Source organism: Nocardia uniformis NBRC 13702 (genome assembly GCF_001613345.1).
GTDB classification, from domain to species: domain Bacteria; phylum Actinomycetota; class Actinomycetes; order Mycobacteriales; family Mycobacteriaceae; genus Nocardia; species Nocardia uniformis.
This window is the reverse complement of sequence record NZ_BDCE01000049.1, coordinates 49764-68906: the sequence shown is the minus strand read 5'-3', so window position 1 is coordinate 68906 and position 19143 is coordinate 49764. Positions and strand designations below refer to the sequence as shown.

Genomic DNA, 19143 nt, shown 5'->3' with positions numbered 1-19143 from the left:
TTATAACCAGTGCATGACGGTTACCGCTACGCTCACCACCCGCGGTCTGCTCCTCGATATGGACAGCACCATTGTGAATTCCGATGCCGTGGTGGAGCGGCTGTGGCGGCGCTGGGCCACCGCGCACGACCTCCGCGCCGAGGATGTGCTGGCGGTGGCGCACGGGCGTCAGGGCTGGGCGACGATGGCCGAACTGCTCCCGGACCGCCCCGTGGAGGTGAACTTCGCCGAGAACGCCCGCATGCTGGCGGAAGAGCTCACCGTTGTCGAGGGTGTGGTGCCGGTCGCGGGTGCGCCCGCGTTCATGGCGGCCATCGCGCGCGTCCCCCATGCCCTGGTTACGTCGGCGAACCTCGCCCTCACGGAGTCCCGCATGGGCGCGGCCGGTCTGCCGATACCGCCGATCCTCATCACCTCCGAATCGGTCACGGTCAGCAAACCGGATCCCGAGGGCTTCCTGAAGGCCGCCGCCGAACTGGGACTACCGCCCGAAGACTGTCTGGTGTTCGAGGATTCCGAGGCCGGGATCGCTGCCGGAAAAGCGGCCGGTATGCGTGTCGTCGGCGTCGGCCCCCGCGCCGCCGCCTGCGGCCCGACCGCTCATATCCGCGACCTGACCCAGATCCGTGTCGAGGAGCTGACCGACGGTGCGATCGCGGTGCACGTGACCAGCTGAGTGCAGCCCGCAGCCGCCCCCTGCGCGGTGTCTGCGCCGCCTCGGCGACGACACCTACGGGTGAAAAGCCGGGCGGCTCAGCGGCGGGCGAGGGGTTCGTCGGTCCAATAGCCCAGGCGCACATCGTGGGTGACCTCCGCGCCGGAGACGGTGACGCGATTGCTGACCGGGGGGAAGCCTCGGGCCACGATGGTGTAATCACCCTCGGGGAGGTCGGCGACCCGGTAGTGGCCGTGGGCGTCGGTGTGGACACTGGCGGTGACGTCGCCCGCGGTGTCGAGGACTGTGATCTGCGCGCCGGGAACCGGGCAGCCCTCGTCGGCCCAGGCCCAGCCGGACAGGACAGCCATGGGGGCGAGTTCGATGTCGTGGCGGAGTATGCCGCTGTCGGGGATGGTGAGGGTTGTCGCGCGGGGACGCATGTGGTCGGCCACCGCCACCAGGGTGTAGGTGCCGGAGATTACGCCGTGGCAGATGTAGTTACCGTCTTCGGCGGTTACCGCCGTGCCTACCACGTTGCCCTCGGGGTCGGTGAGGGTGATGGTGGCGCCGGCGAGGGGATCGCCACGCAGGGCGGAGCGGACCATACCGGTCAACTCGCCCGACCCGGGGAGGGCGAGATCGAGTTGTTGGGGGCGGTGGCCGACCGTGACGCTGACGGCGCTGGGCTGGTGGCCGTTGGCGGAGACGATCAGGACGTAGCCGCCGGGTTCGGGCGCACCGATTGTGTAGTCGCCCCGGGAGTTTCCAGTGGTGCGGGAGACCTGGTGGCCGTACTGGTCGATGAGGGTGAGGACGGTGTCGGGGACGGGGCGGTCGTCGCGATCGCGGATGGCGCCGCCGATGAGGATGGCGTCGGGGTCGAGGCCGTCACTTGCCGTCGGGAGGGGTGCCGCACTCGGAGCCGGAGCATCTCGCAGGGGAAGTTCTTTCATGAACACCAGCACCAGGCAGGCGAGCAAGGAGGCCGCGGTGGCCACCCAGAAAACGCCGTGCAGCGCATTGGTGAAGCCGATCAGAATCGGATCGCGCAGCTCGGCGGGCAGGGCGGCGAGACCGGAGGTATTGCTCCGAATCCGCTCCAGCTCAGCGGGATCCATACCGGGTGGCAGCTGTCCGCCGAAGGCGTCGACAATGCGATCGGGCAACAGGTTGAACAGGATGGTGAGAAAGACCGCGACGCCGAGGGTGCCACCCATCTGTCGGAAGAACGTCGCCGATGCGGTCGAGACACCCATATCGGTTGATGGGCCGGCATTCTGGGCGGCGATGATCAGCGTCTGCATACAACCGCCCAGGCCGAAGCCGATGACCGTGGTGTAGACCATGATCTGCCAGATCGGGCTGTCGAACTCCACCCGCGCGAACAGGGCGCACCCCACCGCGATCACAAAGGTCCCGACAATCGGCAGGACCTTGTAACGTCCGGTGAATTTGGTGATGAGTCCGGCTATCTGGGCGCCGACCATAATGCCCAAGACCAGCGGAAGCATGAGCAGCCCGGCCTTGGTCGGCGAATAACCGCGCACGACTTGCAGATACAGCGGCACCATGGTGATGCCACCGAACATCGCCACACCCACAATGAATCCGGCTCCGATGGCGACACTGAAGGTGCGACTGCGGAACAGTCGCAGCGGAATGAGCGCGGCATCGGCCATCAAGGCCTCGATGAGCAGGAACAGTAGCGCCCCCGCCACCCCGATGCCGTAGCAGACCAGCGCCCGCCGCGAATCCCAGCCCCAATCGCGCCCCTGCTCGGCCACCACGAGCAGCGGCACCACGCAAAGGGCCAGTGCCACACCGCCCATCCAGTCGATGCGCTGCCGCTGCCGCGCGAACGGTACATCGAGCCATTTGCCCACCACCGCCAATGCCAGCGCGCCGATGGGCACATTCACCAGGAACACCCACCGCCACCCATCCAATCCGAGGAGTTCCTCGTAATCGGAGAAGAATCCGCCCAGCACCGGCCCGATCACGGTGGCGACACCGAACACCATCATGAAGTAGCCCTGGTATCGCACCCGCTCCCGCGCGGGCACGATATCGCCGATGATGGTCAGCGCCAATGACATCAGCCCACCCGCGCCGATGCCCTGAATCGCGCGGAAGCCAGCCAGTTGATACATGGACGTGGCGAACGCGCATGCCGCCGACCCGAGGACGAATACGCCGATGGCAATGAGGTACAGCGGTTTTCGGCCGAAGATATCGGCCAGTTTCCCGTACAACGGTGTCGCGATAGTCGCGGTTATGAGGTATGCCGTGGTTGCCCACGCCTGCTCCTCGAATCCATGCAAACTATTGGCAATCTTCACGATTGCGACACTGACGATATTCTGGTCGAGCGCCGCCAGAAAAACCGCCAGCAGCAAACCAGACAGGATCGTCAGGATCCGCCGGTGCGAGAGCGGCGCTGCCGGTGCCGCCGGAACGATCTCCGGTGCCGCGACCTCAATGGTCGAATTGGTCATAGTGGGGCCCTAATTCAGATCGTCGGGTATCCATGGTGGAACATCGCGATACGAGAGCCGAGCCGGTAGAACGTCGGTCAGGTTGTGTGGTGCGGGCCTGAACCGTCATGTGACCCACCGGTTTCCGGAACTTCCCCCATGGAAACCGTCGGTCAGCGTGTTCGAATAGTAACCCTTGGCGAATCCGCCGGTACCAACCGCCGGTTCTCAACCGAAGATAGAGACGCTCACCAGGCGGATCTGTTCGACGGCGCGCTCGATCGGTCCGATCGGCTGGAACAGGTGGCTGAGCGCAAGGCGGACAAGGGTTTCGGTCCGCGACTCCAGGGCGGTATCGGCAAGTTCCGCGAGTCCGTACTGGGCGCGCAGCCCGGCGGTCATCGCCGCGATAGCTCGTCCCAGTACGGGATCCGGTTCGGTCATAATCGTCGGCAGTAGGCTGGTGTCGGCGTCGGAACGCCCGGCCAGTACGGCCTTGAGCAGTGTGTTGTCCGCGCCGGTGCGCAGCGTGTACTCGACCGCGGCATCGAGTCCGGCCAGCAGATCAGCCGGGTGCGCGGCCATGCTCTCGGCGATACCGAAGAGGAATGTGTCGACTTCCTGCCGGATGACCACATCGGCCAGATCCTGTTTGGTGCCGATCTCCTTGTAGAGCACCGGGCGGCTGACGCCCACCTCCTTGGCGACGCGCGACATATTCACCGCGCCCCAGCCCTCGGTGACGACCAGGCGGCGCGCGGTATCGATTACGCGCTCGCGCAGGAGTTGGCGCATCTCGGTCTGGAAGTTCGGCGCTGCAGCCATGCCGCGATCGTACATGAGCCGGGTAGACGCTCCAATATTGACAGACATACGCAATGTGTATGTAATGAATACACTTCATCGCGAAGTGTAAATAGGAGATCGACAATGACGACATCTCAAACCCGAGAGCAGCTGCCCGCGCCGTCGCAATGGCGTGATCGCAAGCGCTACCTGTGGCTGTTCGGCCTGGTCGCGCCGACCGCGGTGGGACTCGCCACCGGCCTGGTGTGGGCCTTCAATCAACTCGGCTGGCAGGCCGCATCCCCGGTGTGGTGGTGGATCGGCCCGATGCTGGTCTACGTCCTGCTGCCGCTGCTGGACCGCCTCTTCGGTCCGGACGGCCAGAACCCACCCGATGAGGTGATGGAACAGCTCGAGAACGACAGGTACTACCGCTACTGCGTCTACGCCTACATCCCGTTCCAGCTGCTGAGTGTCATCTACGCCTGCTACCTGTGGACCGCCGACGACCTGTCCTGGCTCGGTATCGACGGCGGCCTGGGCCTGGCGTCGAAGATCGGCCTGGCGCTCAGTATCGGAGTCATGGGTGGTGTCGGCATCAATACCGCTCACGAACTCGGCCACAAGAAGGACGAATTGGAGCGCTGGCTGTCGAAAGTCACGCTCGCCCAAACCTTCTACGGCCACTTCTATATCGAGCACAATCGTGGCCACCACGTGCGCGTCGCAACCCCGGAGGATCCGGCCAGTGCCCGCTTCGCCGAATCGTTCTGGAGTTTCCTGCCGCGCAGCGTATGGGGGAGTCTGCGCTCCGCGTGGGGGTTGGAGAAGACGCGCATGGAGCGGATCGGGAAGTCGCCGTGGAGTATTCGCAATGATGTGGTGAACGCCTGGCTCATGTCGGTCGTGCTGTGGGGCGCGCTGGCCGCGATCTTCGGCCCGATGGTGCTGCCGTTCCTGGTTATTCAGGCGATCTACGGCTTCTCCCTGCTGGAGACGGTGAACTACCTCGAGCACTACGGCCTGCTGCGGCAGCAGACGGCATCGGGCCGCTACGAACGCTGCACCCCGGAACACAGCTGGAATTCCGACCACATCGTCACGAATATCTTCCTGTACCACCTGCAGCGGCACAGCGACCATCACGCCAATCCCACGCGGCGCTATCAGATCCTGCGCAGTATGGACGGCGCTCCCAACCTCCCCAGCGGTTACGCCAGCATGATCGGCCTGGCCTATTTCCCGCCGCTGTGGCGCAAGGTCATGGACCACCGCGTCCTCGACCACTACCGGGGCGATATCACCCGCGTGAATATCGAGCCCCGCCAGCGTGCGCGCGTCCTCGCCCGGTACGGAGCGCGCTGATGGCCACCTACCGCTGTCCCGTCTGCGACTACCGCTACGACGAAACCGTCGGCGCACCCCGTGAGGGTTTCCCGGCGGGCACCGTCTGGTCGGCGATCCCGGACGACTGGTGCTGCCCCGACTGCGGGGTCCGCGAAAAGCTCGACTTCGAATCCACCTCCGCGACATCAGGACCCACCCATGAGTAACGACTACAAACTGTTCCGCTGCATCCAGTGCGGCTTCGAGTACGACGAAGCGCTCGGCTGGCCCGAGGACGGCATCGACCCCGGCACCCGCTGGGCCGATATCCCCGACGACTGGTCCTGCCCCGACTGCGGCGCGGCCAAGGCCGATTTCGAGATGGTCGAGGTCAGCCGCGCATGACCGGCCGGATCGTGATCGTGGGCGCGGGGGTAGCCGGAGCGACTGCGGCGAAAACCCTTCGGCGCGAGGGCTATTCGGCCGAGATCGTGCTGCTGGGAGCGGAGGACGGCCTGCCGTACCGCCGCCCCATGGTGTCGAAGGAAATGCTCGCCGGAACAGCCGACGAACCGCGCGCCCTCCTCGAATCCGCCGAGTCGTGGGCCGCATTGCATGTCGATGTGCGACCCGCGACCACAGTGGAGGGCATCGATCCCGATCGGGCGCACGTCCGGTTGGCCGACCGCACCGAAATCGGCTACGACAGCCTGCTCTTGGCCACCGGCGCGCGCCCCCGCCAACTCTGCGACCCCTCCCGCAATATCCACACCCTGCGCGCTCGCGCCGACGTGGCCCCACTGCGTGCCGCCCTCTACGACACCGGATCACTCCTGATCATCGGCGCGGGCCTGATCGGCTGCGAAGTCGCCGCCACCGCCCGCACCCTCGGTATAGCGGTGACCGTCATCCACGCCGGACCAACCCCACTCGACCGCATCGCCCCACCCGCGATCGGCGAGTACTACCGAAAACTACACGCGGACAACGGCGTCGACCTGCACCCCGACGTACACCTGCACCACCTCGTGGACACCGACGAGGGCGTCATCGCGACAGCCGCCGACGGCCGAACCTGGTCCGCCGCCACCGCACTCGTAGCCATCGGAGCAATCCCGAACACCGACCTGGCCACCGCCGCCGGACTGGCCGTCGACAACGGCATCCTGGTCGACAGCCACTTCCGCACCTCGGCCCCTGGAATCTTCGCCGCCGGTGACGCCGCCGCCCGCTACGACCCCGCGACCGGCACCCACCACCGCGAAGAACACTGGAACAGCGCTCTCACCCACGGCACCGCCGCCGCGAAATCCATACTCGGCCTACCGATCCCACCCACCGAAGCCCCCTGGGGCTGGTCCATTCAATACGGCCTCAACCTCCAATTCGCGGGCCGCATCGCCCCGACCGACGACCTGGAGGTGCACGGAGTTCTCGGCACACCCGACGTCACGGTGTACGCCAGGCGCGATGACCACTTGGTCGGTGCCATAGCCATCGGCCGCCCCGCCGATATCCGCGCGGCCCGGACGGAAATTCGGACCGTGCGCTAACGGCTCGAGGATTCCTTCCGTATGGTCGCAACGGTGTGGGGAGGGATCGATCAGCGCGCCGCCGTGCCATCTGTCGGTCCGGCACGGCTGCGTCCGGCGCTCGACACGAGGCCGACGGACACTCGCCGCGGGTGGTACGTCACCGTTGTCCTGACGCTGCTGGCGGCGACTACTCGCTTCGTAGGACTGGGTCATCCCACCGACGGCGGCACGCCCATGTTCGACGAGAAGTACTACGCCGCGCACGCGTGGGAGATCCTCACCAATGGCATGTGGATCGAGGACAATCCGGCGTACCCGGTGATCGCGCACCCACCCGTCGGAAAGTTCGCGATCATGCTCGGCGAGGCGGTCTTCGGATACAACGCCTGGGGTTGGCGGTTCTCCGCGGCGGTCGCGGGGACACTACTGGTTCTGCTGGTCGTACGGATCGTGCGCCGCCTCGCCCGTTCGACATTGATCGGCGCTATCGCTGGAATCCTCATGATCGCCGACGGGGTTCTCTTCGTCTCGTCGCGGATCGGGATGCTCGATATCTTCTTGGCGCTCTTTATCACCGCCGCTTTCGGTTGCCTGATCGTCGACCGCGATGAGGTGCGCGCACGCCTGGCGTCGGTGGATCTCGACAATCGCATGCTGATGAGTGCGTTCGGTCCTCGGCTCGGTGTCCGATGGTGGCGGTTCGGCGCGGGCGTCTGTTTGGGCTTGGCCTGTGGCACCAAATGGTCGGGCGCGTATTTTCTGGTGTTCTTCGTCCTACTGTGTCTGGGTTTCGATGTGGCGGCTCGTCGCGCTTACCGCGTCGCCCGCCCCTGGGCGGGTGTGGCGATCCGCGACGCCGCACCCGCCGCGTACGCGTTGGCCGTCATTCCGGTCGGGCTGTACCTGGCGTCCTATGCCGGTTGGTTCGCCAGTGAGGCAGGTGTGAATCGCCATGCCGTAGGCACACGGATCGGAGCCGATGGCCCGTTCGCATTCGTTCCCGACGCGCTGCGATCGTTGTGGTTCAACAGTGCGTCGGTACTGGATTTCCATGTGGGCCTGACCAATTCATCCGGGCAACAGCACCCCTGGGAATCCAAACCGTGGACCTGGCCGATGGGTTTGCGCCCCATGCTCTACCACTTTCCCGAACCCACCCACACCACCGGCTGCGGACGCTCTTCCTGTGTCGAAGCGGTCATGCTGGTCGGCACACCCGCCATCTGGTGGCTGGCTTTCCCCGTTCTGGCATGGGCGCTGTGGCGCACACTCACCCGCCGCGACTGGCGCTACGCCGCACTCCTCACCGCCTATGGCGCGGGCTGGCTGCCCTGGTTCGCCAGCCTCGACCGCCAGATGTATTACTTCTACGCGACCGCGATGGCCCCGTTCCTGATCATGTTGCTCGCCCTCATCCTGGGTGAGATCCTCGGTAGAGCAAGAGAGTCGAGTGAACGTCGTAGTATCGGGCTGCTCATCGTCTGCCTGTATCTCGGCCTGGTCGTAGCCAACTTCGTCTGGCTCTACCCCATCCTGACGGGTACCCCGATCACGGTCACCACCTGGAACAACGAGCTGTGGTTACCGAGTTGGCGATGACGGGCTGAATGCCCCGCGCAGGCTGTCGACGATCACGCGGCGGGCGGCGCGGCCCTCCGGTGTGGGGGTCAGCGGGTACACGTGGACCAGGCCGTGCTGCTCGTGGTAGTCGACGTCGACGCCTGCGGTTCGGGCCTTCTCGACGAGTAGGCGGGTATCGGGAACAAGGATGTCTCGGGTGCCGCAGAAGATGGTGAGGGGGCCGAGGCCGGCGAGGTCGGCGGCGAGGGGGCTGACGCGGGGGTCGGAGAGGGGGAGGTCGGCGCGCCAGGCGTCGATGAGTACACGGGCGCCGGGTTTGCCGAGCCAGGGGTCGCTGGGCTGGACGACATCCATTTCGGGGTTGCTCATCGACAGGTCCAGGGAGGGGGAGATGAGCACGGTGCGGGGCAGGGTGATTCGGTGTTCGTCGCGTAGCGCGACCGCGGTGGACAGGGCGATCTGGCCGCCCGCGGAATCTCCGCCCAGGCAGACGTCGCCGTGGCGAGATCTGTTGGCCAGCACCAGATCCGCGATGGCGGGGATTACCTGTCCGGCGGTGCCGAAGGGGACGAGCGGGTAGATGGGGACCACGACGGTGGTGCCCGCGAGGGCGGCGATATCGGCGGCGAGGGACCAGTGCTGCGGGGCTATCTCGTTCACCCACGCGCCGCCGTGGGTGTAGACGACGCAGCCGCGGGCGCGGCCCGATTTCGGGGCGACGGTGTAGACGGGCCAGCCCGGTTCGCGGTCGACCGATACCGATACGTCCGAGCGCAGTCGCCGGGGCGGGCCGTAGGGCAGGGGGCGGAGGGTGCGTTCGCGTATGCGTTCGCGGGCTCCCTCGGCGCTGATCAGCGCCCGGTTGGCCCGGGTGGCCCGGAGAAATCCCGGAACGACCACACGACTGGTGAAGCTCGGCACCATAACCTCCAGCGAATCCGCGATGACTCCCGCGGCCTCGACCATACTGGCCGTCCGCTCACAGGCTGCGGGCGATGAGAACTTTCATGATCTCGTTCGCGCCACCGTAGATGCGCTGCACCCGCGCGTCCACGAACAGTCGGGAGATGGGGTACTCGGTCATGTAGCCGTAGCCGCCGAAGAGCTGCAGGCAGTCGTCGGCAACCTTGACCTGCTGGTCGGTGAGCCACCATTTCGCCTTGGCCGCGGTCGCCGCGTCGAGTTCGCCGCGCAGGTGTCTGGCAATGCAATCGTCGATAAAGGCCCAGGCGAGCGATTTGGTGGTATCGCATTCGGCCAGGACGAACTGGGTGTTCTGGAAGTCGAAGAGGCGTTTGCCGAAAGCTTCGCGCTGTTTGGTGTAGTCGACGGTGAGTTCGACGGTCTTCTCGATAATGGCGGCGGCGGTGACCGCGAGAATGAGGCGCTCCTGCGGCAGCTGCCGCATGAGTTGCACGAAGCCACGGCCCTCCACCGCACCGAGCAGATTCGTCACCGGCACGCGCAACTCGTCGAAGAACAGTTCGCAGGTGTCGGTGCCGTGCTGGCCGATCTTCTCCAGATTGCGGCCGCGCCGGAAGCCGTCGCGGGTGGTCTCCACGGCGATCAGCGAAATACTCTGCGAGCCGGGGCCTTCCGCACTGGTGCGGGCGACGACGAGAACCAGGTCCGCGAGGAAACCATTGGTAATGAAGGTTTTCGCGCCGTTGAGCACATACTCGTCCCCGGTGCGCACCGCCCGCGTGCGAACGCTCTGCAGATCCGAGCCCGTCCCCGGCTCGGTCATGGCAATCGCCCCGACCCACTCCCCGGTGGCCAGTTTCGGCAACCACGCCCGCCGCTGCTCCTCCGTCCCGTACTCGTAGACGTAGTGCGCCACGATGGTGCTGTGCACGCCATTGGCCATACTCGGTGTGAGCGCCCGCATTTGCTCGATGGTCGCCACCGCCTCGTGCGCGAAAGTGCCACCCCCGCCGCCGTATTCCTCCGGAATGCTCAGGCACAGCAAACCCAACGCTCCGGCCCGACGCCAGGTGTCTCGGTCGATGTGGTGTTGCCGCGCCCAACGGTCCTCGTGGGGGGCGCACTCCTTCTCGAAGAAGCGGCGAGCCAGCTCGGCCAGCGCCGTCAGATCGTCGTCCAGCCACGGTGAGCGATGCCGTTCCATAGCCGACGGTAGCCGGATGGCGGCTGTGGTGGCAATCACTATTGGGGCTCAGTGATGTATTCCGCCAACCTTCGTGACGACTGACACGTCAGTCGGAAAACTGTTATATGGTCCCAACCATCGGCCGACAGCAGTAGGTAGGGGCTGTGGTCAACAGTGGGGTAGTGGGGTACAAGCATTGGTCGACAAGGTAATTCGTGCGCCCGAACCGTTGGTTCGGGATGTGCTCGACTTCGTTCTCTCGGGTCTGCGGACATTCGGGCGGACCCTGCAACTCGCGGTGGCGGCCTTCAGGTGGCTGGTCGTCGATATCGTCAAATTGCGGCATCCGTGGCGAGATACCGTACAGCAGGGCTGGTTCATCGTCAGCGTGACGGCGATTCCCGCTGTGCTGGTATCGATTCCATTCGGTGTCATTGTCGCCGTGCAGGTCGGCAGCCTCACTCAGCAGGTGGGCGCGAGTTCGGTTTCCGGCGCGGCGGGTGGCCTGGGGGTGATCCGGCAGGGCGCACCGATGGTGACCGCACTGTTGCTCGGTGGCGCGGCGGGCTCCGCGATTGCCGCGGATCTGGGTGCGCGGACAATTCGCGACGAAGTGGATGCGTTGCGCACCATGGGGATCGATCCGGTGCGCCGATTGGTCGCACCACGTTTGGCGGCCATGCTCACGCTCACGCCCCTGCTGTGCATGCTCATTATCTTCATGGGCGTATTCACCGGATACGTGATCGCCGTCGCCTTCCAGGGCGTCACGCCCGGTAGTTACCTGTCCGCCTTCTCGGCCTTCGCCCAGATGAGCGATCTGGCGGTGGCCATTGTGAAGGCCGTCATCTTCGGCATCATTGTGCTCATCGTGTCCTGCCAACGCGGGCTGGAGGCCACACACGGGCCCAAGGGCGTCGCCAATGCCGTGAACGCGGCCGTGGTCATCGGCGTCATCGCCGCATTCGGCATGAATCTCATTATCACGCAGCTGGTGTCGATGTTCCTTCCACAGCAGGTGGGCTGATGACACAGGCTCCCTCTCGCTACACGCCACTCGGAACCGCCGGTCGCGTCGCCAAAAGCAGTGCGCAGGTACCGAATACGCTATTCGAAACAATCGGCCACCAGGCCACCTTCGTCTACCAGGTGGTGGCCGCCATTCCGCATACGCTGCGGGTGTACCGGCGCCAGACCATGCTCATCCTGTCCGATATCACGTGGGGCAGCGGCGCGATCATTGTCGGCGGCGGCACCGTGGCGGTGCTGGCCTTCCTCGGTATCGCGGTTGGCGGCTCCATCGGCGTGGAGGGTTTCACCGCGCTGAATATGGTCGGTATGGGCCCGCTCACCGGGTTCGTCTCCGCCTACGCCAATACCCGGGAAATGGCACCCATGGTGGCGGCGATCGGTTTCGCCGCCCAGGCCGGTTGTCGAATGACCGCTGAAATCGGCGCCATGCGCATTTCCGAGGAGATCGACGCCCTCGAGGCCATCGGCATTCGCCCGGTGCCGTTCGTGGTGACCACCCGCGTCATCGCGGGCGCGATCACCATCGTGCCGCTGTACCTGCTGACGCTCATCCTGTCGTACCTGTCGTGCGCGACGGTCGTCAATGTGCTGCACGGGCAGTCATCGGGCACCTACTACCACTATTTCGATGCCTTCCTGCAACCTGCTGACGTGCTCGCATCACTGGTCAAGGCAACGGTTTTCGTGGTGGTGATCATTCTCATCCACGGCTATCAGGGTTTCTACGCCACCGGCGGTCCGGAGGGTGTGGGCCGGGCCTCCGGCCGCGCGATCCGCGCCAGCCTGGTGCTGGTGGTCATCCTGGACATGATCATGACGATCGCGTTCTGGGGCCTGGATGTCGGCATCAGGATCTCGGGGTAGTCATGGCCGTGTACAAAGATCTCTCCGGCCGCAGTGCCGGACCGTGGATGCTGCGCCTGCGTGGCCTGGTGGTGGGCATCCTCATCGTGGTGTTGGCGATTGTGGTGACCGCCTATGCGAAAGGCTCTTTCGCCGATCGTTTCAAGCTCACCATCGACGCCGCGACCCTCGGTGAGGGTATGGCCCCGGGTGCGGAGGTGAAGTTCCGCGGTCTGGCCATCGGCACCGTCCGCGAGGTGGAGACCGTCGGCTACGGGCATCAGCGCATTCGAGTGGAATTGGAGCGCGATCAGGCGGCGGCGCTCACCGGCGACGCGACCGCACGCTTCACCTCCTCGAATGTCTTCGGCTCCAGTGCGATCGAGCTCGTCACCGCCGGTGCGGGCGGCCAGCTCCGCGAGGGCACGATTCTGCGGATCGGCGAGGGTGCCGCCAATGCCACGGTGGCGGGGGTATTCCGGCGGGCCGCACGCCTCACCGAGGTCCTCGACTCCGAGAGTGTGCGACGGCTTTTCGACCTCATGCTCGACAATGCCGGTGCCATCGGCCCGACCCGGCAGACGTTCTTCGAGACCGCGCGCATGCTGGCCGACGGTCAGCAGGCGCCGCTGGCCCACTACCTGCGCATCGGCGGTGATATGACAGGGGCCTTCGCCGATCTCACGCCACCGGCGGGCCGCGCGATTCTGCAGATCTTGGAGCAGAGCGCGTACTTCGGCGACCAAACCAATCGCGAACGTACCGATAAGGCCACCGGCGGTGCCTACAGCGAGGTGCTTATCGGTATCGCGGATCTGTTGAACCACAACAATCCTGATCTCATTCGGATCTTGAGCGGTGTGCTGGATCTGGCGGTACCGCTCAGTGTTTCGCTCGGCACGGTGGCCCCCGCCTACAACCGGATTCCCGCACTGCTGCAAGCGGTGGACGGTGCGTTCCCGGTGGTGGACGGGAAGGTGCAGTTGCAGTTGGAGCTCATCGTGAAAACCATGCCGTATCTGGCCGACGCGCTGGCGGGAGGGCCGCGATGAATAAGGGAATCGGTTCCGCCGCGGCGAAACTCGTGGTGTTCGCGATCATTGTGGCCGCGTGTACCGGATTCATCGTGACCGCGTTGCGCACCCCCATTCCGGGGGACAAGGTGGCGTACGAGGCGATTTTCACCGACGTGTCGGGCCTGTTCGACGGCGACTCGGTACGGCTGTCGGGTGTCGCCGTCGGCAAGGTGGAATCGGTCGACCTCGAGCAGGGCAGGGCGCGGGTGCGGTTCACCGTGGACGCCACTCGCCCGCTCTACGACAACACCCAGGCGGCGGTGCGCTACCAGAATCTGATCGGGCAGCGGTATGTGGAGCTGCTGCCCGGGAAGCCCGGCGGCGTGAAATTGCCGACCGGTGCGGTGATTCCGGTGGAGCGCACCATTCCGAGTTTCGATGTCTCGAAGCTGTTCAACGGTTTCCGGCCGCTGTTCGAAACCCTCGAACCCGAGCAGCTCAACCAATTCGGCACCAACCTGCTGCGGGTAATCCAGGGCGACGGTTCCGGCATCGGCCCGGTACTGGCCGATCTGGACAAGCTGACGAAACACGCCAAGAGCAGCGAGGGCGTGATCGTGCTACTCATCCAGAACCTGGGGGCGGTCTCGGAGGAGATCGGCGGTAAATCCGCCGCGGTCGGCGCGCTGGTGAATCAGCTCTCGGAAATCCTGCGCAACTTCACCGATCAGATGGCGAACGTCATCGTCTCCATCGAGAAGGGCGATCGCGTGCTCGGCCCGCTGATTCCGCTGCTGGAACAGGGGCGCGACGCCTATGACGTGGCCTATGGGCCGCTCGACGGCCTGCTGCGGCGGGTGGTGCCGCAGACCGATCAGCTCACCCAGGTGCTGGCGTTGACGCCGGGCCTGGTCACCGGGCTGAATCAGTCGCTGCCGGGGGAGGGGTACAAGCCCCGGATTACCTGTTCGAACGGGGAGACACAGGTGCCCGGAATCGGCACCGTCATCCTCGACAACCAGAACCTGGTGGTGTGCAAGTGAAGCGCTATGTGCGGATGGTCGCGGAGGTGATCCGCGAGGTACTGGCAGGGAAGGGCGATCAGCCGAGCCAATTGCGTTGGGGCGCTGCCGGAGTGGTGGTCTGCGCCATCCTGCTGCTGGCCGCGGGGACGCTGTATGTGGTGCCGATCGGCGAGCGCGGCTATACCGCGGACTTCCGGGTATCCGGGGGCGCGCGACCGGGTGACGAAGTGCGCGTCGCGGGTATCAATGTAGGCAAGGTCCGGTCGGTGGATCTGGTGGGTGACCACGTCGAGATCAGCTTCGGTGTGGGGAAGGATGTCTTCGTCGGCGATCAGGCGTCCGTCGAAGTGAAGATGCTGACCCCGATCGGTGGGCACTACCTGTCGCTCGATCCGGCGGGCGAGAAAGCTCTGGGCGGAAAGCACATTCCGCCGGAGCGCACCACCGTGCCTTTCGAGCTGAGCGATATTCTCAATACCGCGACACCGGTCCTGGGGAAGGTGGACGCGCAGACGTTGCGATCCACGATCGCCGAGCTCAATACCGCGCTGGCGGGTCAGCCGGAGGCGCTGCGCGGCGTGATCACCAATGCTGCCGACCTCACCGGTGTCCTCGCCGACCGGTCGCGGCAGCTCGACACCACCCTCGAGATCTCGGACGAATATCTCGCCGCCATCGCCGACGACCGGGCGATGCTGTCCGATTTCGTGCGGAAACTCGGCACGGTGGCCGATCAGCTCGGCAATCGCAAGGCGCAGATCGTGCGGGTATTCGGTTTGATCAAGCGGCTCTTCCTCGTCCTGCACCGGCCGCTGCTGGCCTACGGCGACAGTGTGGAACCGTCGGTCACCGAGATCGAGCAGATCTTCGCCAAGGTATTCGAGGACCCGACCCGGATCGATACCGTCGTGAACGGAATCCGGGACGTGGTCGACAAACTCGGCGCGATGCTCGGCGGCCAGGTCGCGGTCGACCAGCCGCGCGACGGTGTGCGGGTGTGCATTCCCTACGAAGGCAAGGCGTGCTGAATTGAATTGGGGTAGAACAGCATTCGTGACCGGCGCCGCCGTCGTGGCGGTGGCGACCGGCGTGGCGGGGGTGACGTTTGCGAATACCGTGCGTGCCGATCAGAAGCAGCAGGTGTGCGCCGAATTCACCGATACCGTGGGCCTGTACGAGGGCAATAGCGTGACCATGCTCGGTGTCGGTATCGGCACCGTCGCGAAGATCGAATCGCTCGGAGACCGCATGCGGGTCACCATGAGCGTCGGTAAGCAGGTGAGTCTGCCCGCCGATATCGAGGCGGTCACCATGTCGAGTTCCATTGTGACCGACCGGCACGTGGAGCTGACCAAGCCGTACACCAGCGGCCCGAAATTCGATACCGCCACCTGTATCCCGCTGGAGCGCACCAAGACTCCCATCGGCATCAGTGAGGCCCTCGACGCCATGGGTCGCATCTCCAACGATCTGACCGGTGGCCTGCCTGGCGACACTATGCTCGACGACACCCTCACCGCCGCCGATGATGCCCTGAACGGTACGGGGCAGCAGTGGAATGTCTTGTTGCAGAAGCTGTCCGAGGTGGTGGGGGATCCCGGTCAACGCGATGTCACCTTCCGGCGCCTGGTGGACAATCTGGACACGCTCACCAGCATGTTCGTTACCGAATGGCCGGATATGCAGCTGCTGCTGGACAACCTGCGCAAGGGTATTCAGCTCATCGGCGACTTCGCGGCGGAGTTCTCCGGTGCCGTGGATCTGGCGGTGGAGTTCCTGCCGGTGATCGCCCGCAATGTCGGCAAATACGATACGCAGCTCTACGGGTTGCTGGATCTGTATCTGCCGCAGGTACAGCAGCTGGTTCGGCAGCCGGGCGGTATCGGTGATCTGCTCGCGCAGCTGCCGCCCCTGGCGGCGCAGCTACCACAGGCAGGTGCGAAATGACGCGTAGATCGCTACGGGGCAGACTGCTGCCCGCCGTGGCCGCCGCCCTGGTACTCGCCCTCAGCGGCTGTGGTGTGCGTGCCACCGATATTCCCATCCCGGGTACCTACCCGAGTGGCGATACCTACTCGGTGCGTATCGAATTCGGTTCGGTGCTGAACCTGCCCGACCGCGCCAAGGTAATCGCCGACGGTGTCGAGATCGGCATGCTCGACGATATCGAGCTGGTCGGCAATACCGCCATAGCCACCGTGCGGCTGAAAACCGATGCGCGCCTGCCCGCGAAGACCACGGCGGAACTGCGACAGAGCACCATCCTCGGCGATATTCACATCGCTCTGCAGGCCCCGAAGCTGTCCGACTCGGATTTCCTGCGGGACGGCGATGTCATTCCGGTCTCGCAGACCGTGCCCGCCACCAATGTGGAGGATATTCTGCGGGCGCTGTCCAATATCGTGACCGGTGGCCGCTGGTCCGATATGCAGCAGCTGGTCACCGATGTGAACGCGGCATTCCCCTCCGATCCGGCCGAGCTGGATCGCATCGCCGCCATGGGCCGGTCGGTGCTGCACGATCTGTCTTCGCGCACAGCGGATCTGGATCGGATTCTGGTATCCGCGCAGCAGATCACCGCAAAGCTGGAATCGGGCAGGGCCGCGGTGGACGATATTCTCGTTCTCGGTCCGGAACGGGCGGCGGGACTGGCGGCCGTACTGTTCAATGTGGTGAGCCTGATCGGCGGTGCGGGAGCACTGGCCGATCCGGCCGGGGAGCTGCTGCTGCCGTTCGCCGGCGATCTGCGCTCCATCGTTTCCATTCTCGCGCCCACCGCGCTGACGGTCGCCTACTCCGATAGCACGGTCCCAGCCAATCTGGAAACCTTCCACGCCCTCCTGCGGGACAAGCTGATTCCGTTTCTGAATGCACCGGATGTGCGCATCCAGCGGGTCGACGCGCAGGCCAGCGCCGACCAGCTGGTGACGGTGCTGCGTTCGATTGGGATGGTGCCGTGAAACTCTCACTCTCCGGACCGGTATCGCTGGTCCTGCTCCTGGTACTCACCCTGGTCTGCGGCAGCTATATGGCCGTGGGCGTCCTGAATTGGGATCCCCGCACCGAACGCAATGCGGTGACCGTGCTGGTCGATACGTCCGGCGGTCTGATGAAGACCTCCGAGGTGGCGCTGCGCGGTATGCCCATCGGGCGGGTGCGTTCCATCGAGGCCACCTCCGTCGGCTTGGCGGTGCGGCTGGAATACGATGCGAGCTACCGGATTCCAGCCGACAGCGAAATCCGCATCTCCAATCTCTCGGCGGCGGGCGAACAATTCCTCGACTTCCGGCCGACCGGCACCGTCGGGCCGTTCCTGCGCGACGGTGATATCGTGCCCGCGCGGCAGGTACGCATCGCCACCACCGTGGGTGACGCCCTGGCAAAACTGGATGCGCTTACCGCGCAAATAGATCCGCAGAAGGTGGAGCGCCTGGCGACTACCTTCGCGGCCGGGTTCTCCGGCCGCGACGCCGACGTCGCCAACCTCACCCGGGCGCTCACTCTCACCGCCGGAATGCTGCGCGACAAGCGCGACGCCATTGCCCGGTTGTACGCCAATGTGCAGACCCTCGGCGACAATTTCGACGGGCGCGCAGCCGAACTCAGCGCCACCGCACCGGATGTCACGAACGCGCTACCGGAGATCCTGCACATTATCGCGTCCTTCCAGAATTTCTCCTACGTGGGAGAGGAGATCTTCGAGGACCCGATCGGACCGCTGGTGCGACGCCTCGACCAGTACATCGCCATGCTGGGTCCGGATCTGGGGCATATCGCCACCGCGCTGAAACCGGCGACCAGTGCGATCAAACCGATTCGCGTGGACGCCGGTTCGATTATCGACCTCCTCGCGACCGTATTCCCGGGTGACGGAACCGCGCATATCACCGTCGACGGCCCGCGATAGACGACAGAACTTCGACAGCAGAGGACAGTGCGATGAGCGACAGCGACAAGACCTCCGAGGCCAAGCCCTCCGAAACGCCCGTGACACTGGAGAAGACCACTTCCGCACCGGCCGAGCAACCCGGGAACACCATGCCCGCCAGTGGAATCCGTCGACTCCAATACCTGACCGGCGTCGCCGCCGCGGTGCTGGGTGTGCTGGCCATCGCCCTCGGCGTGGCGTGGCAGAATTCCACCAACGACCTGGAGGCCCTGCGGTCGGGTAATGCCGACCGTGAGCACGCCGCCGCCGTGGCCAGCGACTACACCCTGCGGTCGCTGACCTACGACCACAAGAATCTGCCCGCCTTCTTCGACGGCGTACAGCGGGGCACCTCCGAGGGGTTGAGCAATCGCTACACCGAGGTGCGCGACACCCTGACCACGATCATGACCGAGGCGCAGGTCGTCGCCACCGGCAATGTGCTCGGCACCTCGGTCGAGGCCATCGGCAACGATCAGTTCGTGGTCACCGTATTCGCCACCCAGCGCACCCAGAATATTCAGCAGCAGGATCCGGGCACGGTCCCGAATCTGCTCGTGGTGACCGTCGCCAAGAATGGCGGCGACTGGCAGGTCGTCGACTACGGCCCCAAGGACGCCGCGGTCAAGGACGGGACCGCGAAATAGTCCCGCGTCGTGGCCGGCCACCGCAGGCGGAACTACCGCGGCGGCGGCGTCGGCAGATAGTCGAAGCCGCCTATCATGTCTTCACCGCGCGCGGCTACGAGGCGACCACCGTCGCCGCCGTAGCCGCGCACGCCGGGATCGGACAGGGCACTGTCTACCGTTACTTCGGCAGCAAGCGCGAA

The 19143-nt window shown here is 65.3% G+C and carries 19 protein-coding genes and 1 pseudogene; 16 read left to right on the top strand and 4 right to left on the bottom strand.

Annotation, left to right across the window (positions count from 1 at the left end; genetic code table 11):
* Positions 1–13 precede the first annotated feature (13 nt).
* Positions 14–676 carry an HAD-IA family hydrolase gene (locus tag NU1_RS16610; RefSeq protein WP_067522627.1) on the top strand — a complete coding sequence of 221 codons (663 nt, stop codon included), beginning with the start codon at positions 14–16 and terminating at the stop codon, positions 674–676.
* A 77-nt stretch (positions 677–753) separates the two neighbouring features.
* Here NU1_RS16610 and NU1_RS16605 read toward each other — a convergent pair whose 3' ends face one another.
* Both NU1_RS16605 and NU1_RS16600 read right to left on the bottom strand, forming a co-directional pair.
* Positions 754–3153, bottom strand: a complete 2400-nt coding sequence (locus NU1_RS16605; protein WP_067522415.1) for an MFS transporter — start codon at positions 3151–3153, stop codon at positions 754–756.
* Positions 3154–3360: 207 nt separating this feature from the next.
* The gene (locus tag NU1_RS16600; protein ID WP_067522625.1) at positions 3361–3957 is read right to left on the bottom strand and encodes a TetR/AcrR family transcriptional regulator; all 597 of its coding nucleotides are present in this window, start codon (positions 3955–3957) and stop codon (positions 3361–3363) included.
* A gap of 105 nt (positions 3958–4062) precedes the next feature.
* Here NU1_RS16600 and NU1_RS16595 point away from each other — a divergent pair, with 105 nt between their 5' ends.
* Genes NU1_RS16595 through NU1_RS16575 form a run of 5 tightly spaced genes read left to right on the top strand, consistent with a single transcriptional unit; the run spans position 4063 to position 8378 of the window.
* Complete coding sequence (locus NU1_RS16595; protein ID WP_067522413.1) at positions 4063–5283, top strand: alkane 1-monooxygenase; 1221 nt, start codon at positions 4063–4065, stop codon at positions 5281–5283.
* Positions 5283–5471: a rubredoxin gene (locus NU1_RS16590; RefSeq protein WP_067522411.1), complete on the top strand. Its 189-nt coding sequence runs from the start codon at positions 5283–5285 to the stop codon at positions 5469–5471. Before NU1_RS16595 ends, NU1_RS16590 begins: the two co-directional genes overlap by 1 nt.
* Entirely contained in the window at positions 5464–5649 is a 186-nt protein-coding gene (locus NU1_RS16585; protein ID WP_067522409.1) for a rubredoxin, read from the top strand. Before NU1_RS16590 ends, NU1_RS16585 begins: the two co-directional genes overlap by 8 nt.
* Positions 5646–6797: an NAD(P)/FAD-dependent oxidoreductase gene (locus tag NU1_RS16580; protein WP_067522407.1), complete on the top strand. Its 1152-nt coding sequence runs from the start codon at positions 5646–5648 to the stop codon at positions 6795–6797. The genes NU1_RS16585 and NU1_RS16580 overlap by 4 nt, the downstream gene beginning before the upstream one ends.
* Positions 6798–6818: 21 nt before the next feature.
* The gene (locus NU1_RS16575; protein ID WP_084521496.1) at positions 6819–8378 is read left to right on the top strand and encodes a dolichyl-phosphate-mannose--protein mannosyltransferase; all 1560 of its coding nucleotides are present in this window, start codon (positions 6819–6821) and stop codon (positions 8376–8378) included.
* On the opposite strand, the gene NU1_RS16570 is transcribed toward NU1_RS16575, so the two are convergent.
* Positions 8361–9326, bottom strand: coding sequence for an alpha/beta hydrolase fold domain-containing protein (locus NU1_RS16570; protein WP_245720152.1), 966 nt, complete (start codon positions 9324–9326; stop codon positions 8361–8363). The two genes, NU1_RS16575 and NU1_RS16570, sit on opposite strands and share 18 nt — an antisense overlap.
* A 13-nt stretch (positions 9327–9339) precedes the next feature.
* Positions 9340–10488, bottom strand: coding sequence for an acyl-CoA dehydrogenase family protein (locus tag NU1_RS16565; protein ID WP_067522406.1), 1149 nt, complete (start codon positions 10486–10488; stop codon positions 9340–9342).
* Between the two features lie 178 nt (positions 10489–10666).
* On the opposite strand from NU1_RS16565, the gene NU1_RS16560 reads away from it, so the two are divergent.
* The 10 genes and pseudogenes from NU1_RS16560 to NU1_RS44255 all read left to right on the top strand — a co-directional run.
* Positions 10667–11497: an MlaE family ABC transporter permease gene (locus NU1_RS16560; RefSeq protein WP_157552403.1), complete on the top strand. Its 831-nt coding sequence runs from the start codon at positions 10667–10669 to the stop codon at positions 11495–11497.
* The gene (locus NU1_RS16555) at positions 11497–12366 is read left to right on the top strand and encodes an MlaE family ABC transporter permease (protein ID WP_067522404.1); all 870 of its coding nucleotides are present in this window, start codon (positions 11497–11499) and stop codon (positions 12364–12366) included. Before NU1_RS16560 ends, NU1_RS16555 begins: the two co-directional genes overlap by 1 nt.
* Before the next feature lie 2 nt (positions 12367–12368).
* Complete coding sequence (locus NU1_RS16550; protein WP_067522402.1) at positions 12369–13397, top strand: MlaD family protein; 1029 nt, start codon at positions 12369–12371, stop codon at positions 13395–13397.
* The gene (locus tag NU1_RS16545) at positions 13394–14404 is read left to right on the top strand and encodes an MlaD family protein (RefSeq protein ID WP_067522400.1); all 1011 of its coding nucleotides are present in this window, start codon (positions 13394–13396) and stop codon (positions 14402–14404) included. The genes NU1_RS16550 and NU1_RS16545 overlap by 4 nt, the downstream gene beginning before the upstream one ends.
* Positions 14395–15414, top strand: coding sequence for an MCE family protein (locus NU1_RS16540; RefSeq protein ID WP_245720151.1), 1020 nt, complete (start codon positions 14395–14397; stop codon positions 15412–15414). The genes NU1_RS16545 and NU1_RS16540 overlap by 10 nt, the downstream gene beginning before the upstream one ends.
* A gap of 25 nt (positions 15415–15439) precedes the next feature.
* The gene (locus NU1_RS16535; RefSeq protein WP_067522398.1) at positions 15440–16333 is read left to right on the top strand and encodes an MCE family protein; all 894 of its coding nucleotides are present in this window, start codon (positions 15440–15442) and stop codon (positions 16331–16333) included.
* Positions 16330–17346 carry an MlaD family protein gene (locus NU1_RS16530; RefSeq protein WP_067522396.1) on the top strand — a complete coding sequence of 339 codons (1017 nt, stop codon included), beginning with the start codon at positions 16330–16332 and terminating at the stop codon, positions 17344–17346. Before NU1_RS16535 ends, NU1_RS16530 begins: the two co-directional genes overlap by 4 nt.
* Positions 17343–18293, top strand: coding sequence for an MlaD family protein (locus NU1_RS16525; protein WP_067522394.1), 951 nt, complete (start codon positions 17343–17345; stop codon positions 18291–18293). The genes NU1_RS16530 and NU1_RS16525 overlap by 4 nt, the downstream gene beginning before the upstream one ends.
* A gap of 32 nt (positions 18294–18325) precedes the next feature.
* Entirely contained in the window at positions 18326–18961 is a 636-nt protein-coding gene (locus NU1_RS43270; RefSeq protein WP_212761469.1) for a hypothetical protein, read from the top strand.
* Positions 18901–19143 (top strand): annotated as a pseudogene (locus NU1_RS44255) (helix-turn-helix domain-containing protein); the annotation flags it as partial. The gene NU1_RS43270 and the pseudogene NU1_RS44255, both read left to right, overlap by 61 nt.

Excerpts from the sequence above, each read along its gene's own strand:
- NU1_RS16610 (WP_067522627.1), top strand. The coding sequence starts at position 14 with ATGACGGTTACCGCTACGCTCACCACCCGCGGTCTGCTCCTCGATATG.
- NU1_RS16555 (WP_067522404.1), top strand. The coding sequence starts at position 11,497 with ATGACACAGGCTCCCTCTCGCTACACGCCACTCGGAACCGCCGGTCGC.
- NU1_RS43270 (WP_212761469.1), top strand. The coding sequence starts at position 18,326 with ATGAGCGACAGCGACAAGACCTCCGAGGCCAAGCCCTCCGAAACGCCC.
- NU1_RS16580 (WP_067522407.1), top strand. The coding sequence starts at position 5,646 with ATGACCGGCCGGATCGTGATCGTGGGCGCGGGGGTAGCCGGAGCGACT.
- NU1_RS16575 (WP_084521496.1), top strand. The coding sequence starts at position 6,819 with ATGGTCGCAACGGTGTGGGGAGGGATCGATCAGCGCGCCGCCGTGCCA.
- NU1_RS16565 (WP_067522406.1), bottom strand. The coding sequence starts at position 10,488 with ATGGAACGGCATCGCTCACCGTGGCTGGACGACGATCTGACGGCGCTG.
- NU1_RS16585 (WP_067522409.1), top strand. The coding sequence starts at position 5,464 with ATGAGTAACGACTACAAACTGTTCCGCTGCATCCAGTGCGGCTTCGAG.
- NU1_RS16600 (WP_067522625.1), bottom strand. The coding sequence starts at position 3,957 with ATGGCTGCAGCGCCGAACTTCCAGACCGAGATGCGCCAACTCCTGCGC.
- NU1_RS16530 (WP_067522396.1), top strand. The coding sequence starts at position 16,330 with ATGACGCGTAGATCGCTACGGGGCAGACTGCTGCCCGCCGTGGCCGCC.
- NU1_RS16605 (WP_067522415.1), bottom strand. The coding sequence starts at position 3,153 with ATGACCAATTCGACCATTGAGGTCGCGGCACCGGAGATCGTTCCGGCG.
- NU1_RS16545 (WP_067522400.1), top strand. The coding sequence starts at position 13,394 with ATGAATAAGGGAATCGGTTCCGCCGCGGCGAAACTCGTGGTGTTCGCG.
- NU1_RS16570 (WP_245720152.1), bottom strand. The coding sequence starts at position 9,326 with ATGGTCGAGGCCGCGGGAGTCATCGCGGATTCGCTGGAGGTTATGGTG.
- NU1_RS16595 (WP_067522413.1), top strand. The coding sequence starts at position 4,063 with ATGACGACATCTCAAACCCGAGAGCAGCTGCCCGCGCCGTCGCAATGG.
- NU1_RS16590 (WP_067522411.1), top strand. The coding sequence starts at position 5,283 with ATGGCCACCTACCGCTGTCCCGTCTGCGACTACCGCTACGACGAAACC.
- NU1_RS16550 (WP_067522402.1), top strand. The coding sequence starts at position 12,369 with ATGGCCGTGTACAAAGATCTCTCCGGCCGCAGTGCCGGACCGTGGATG.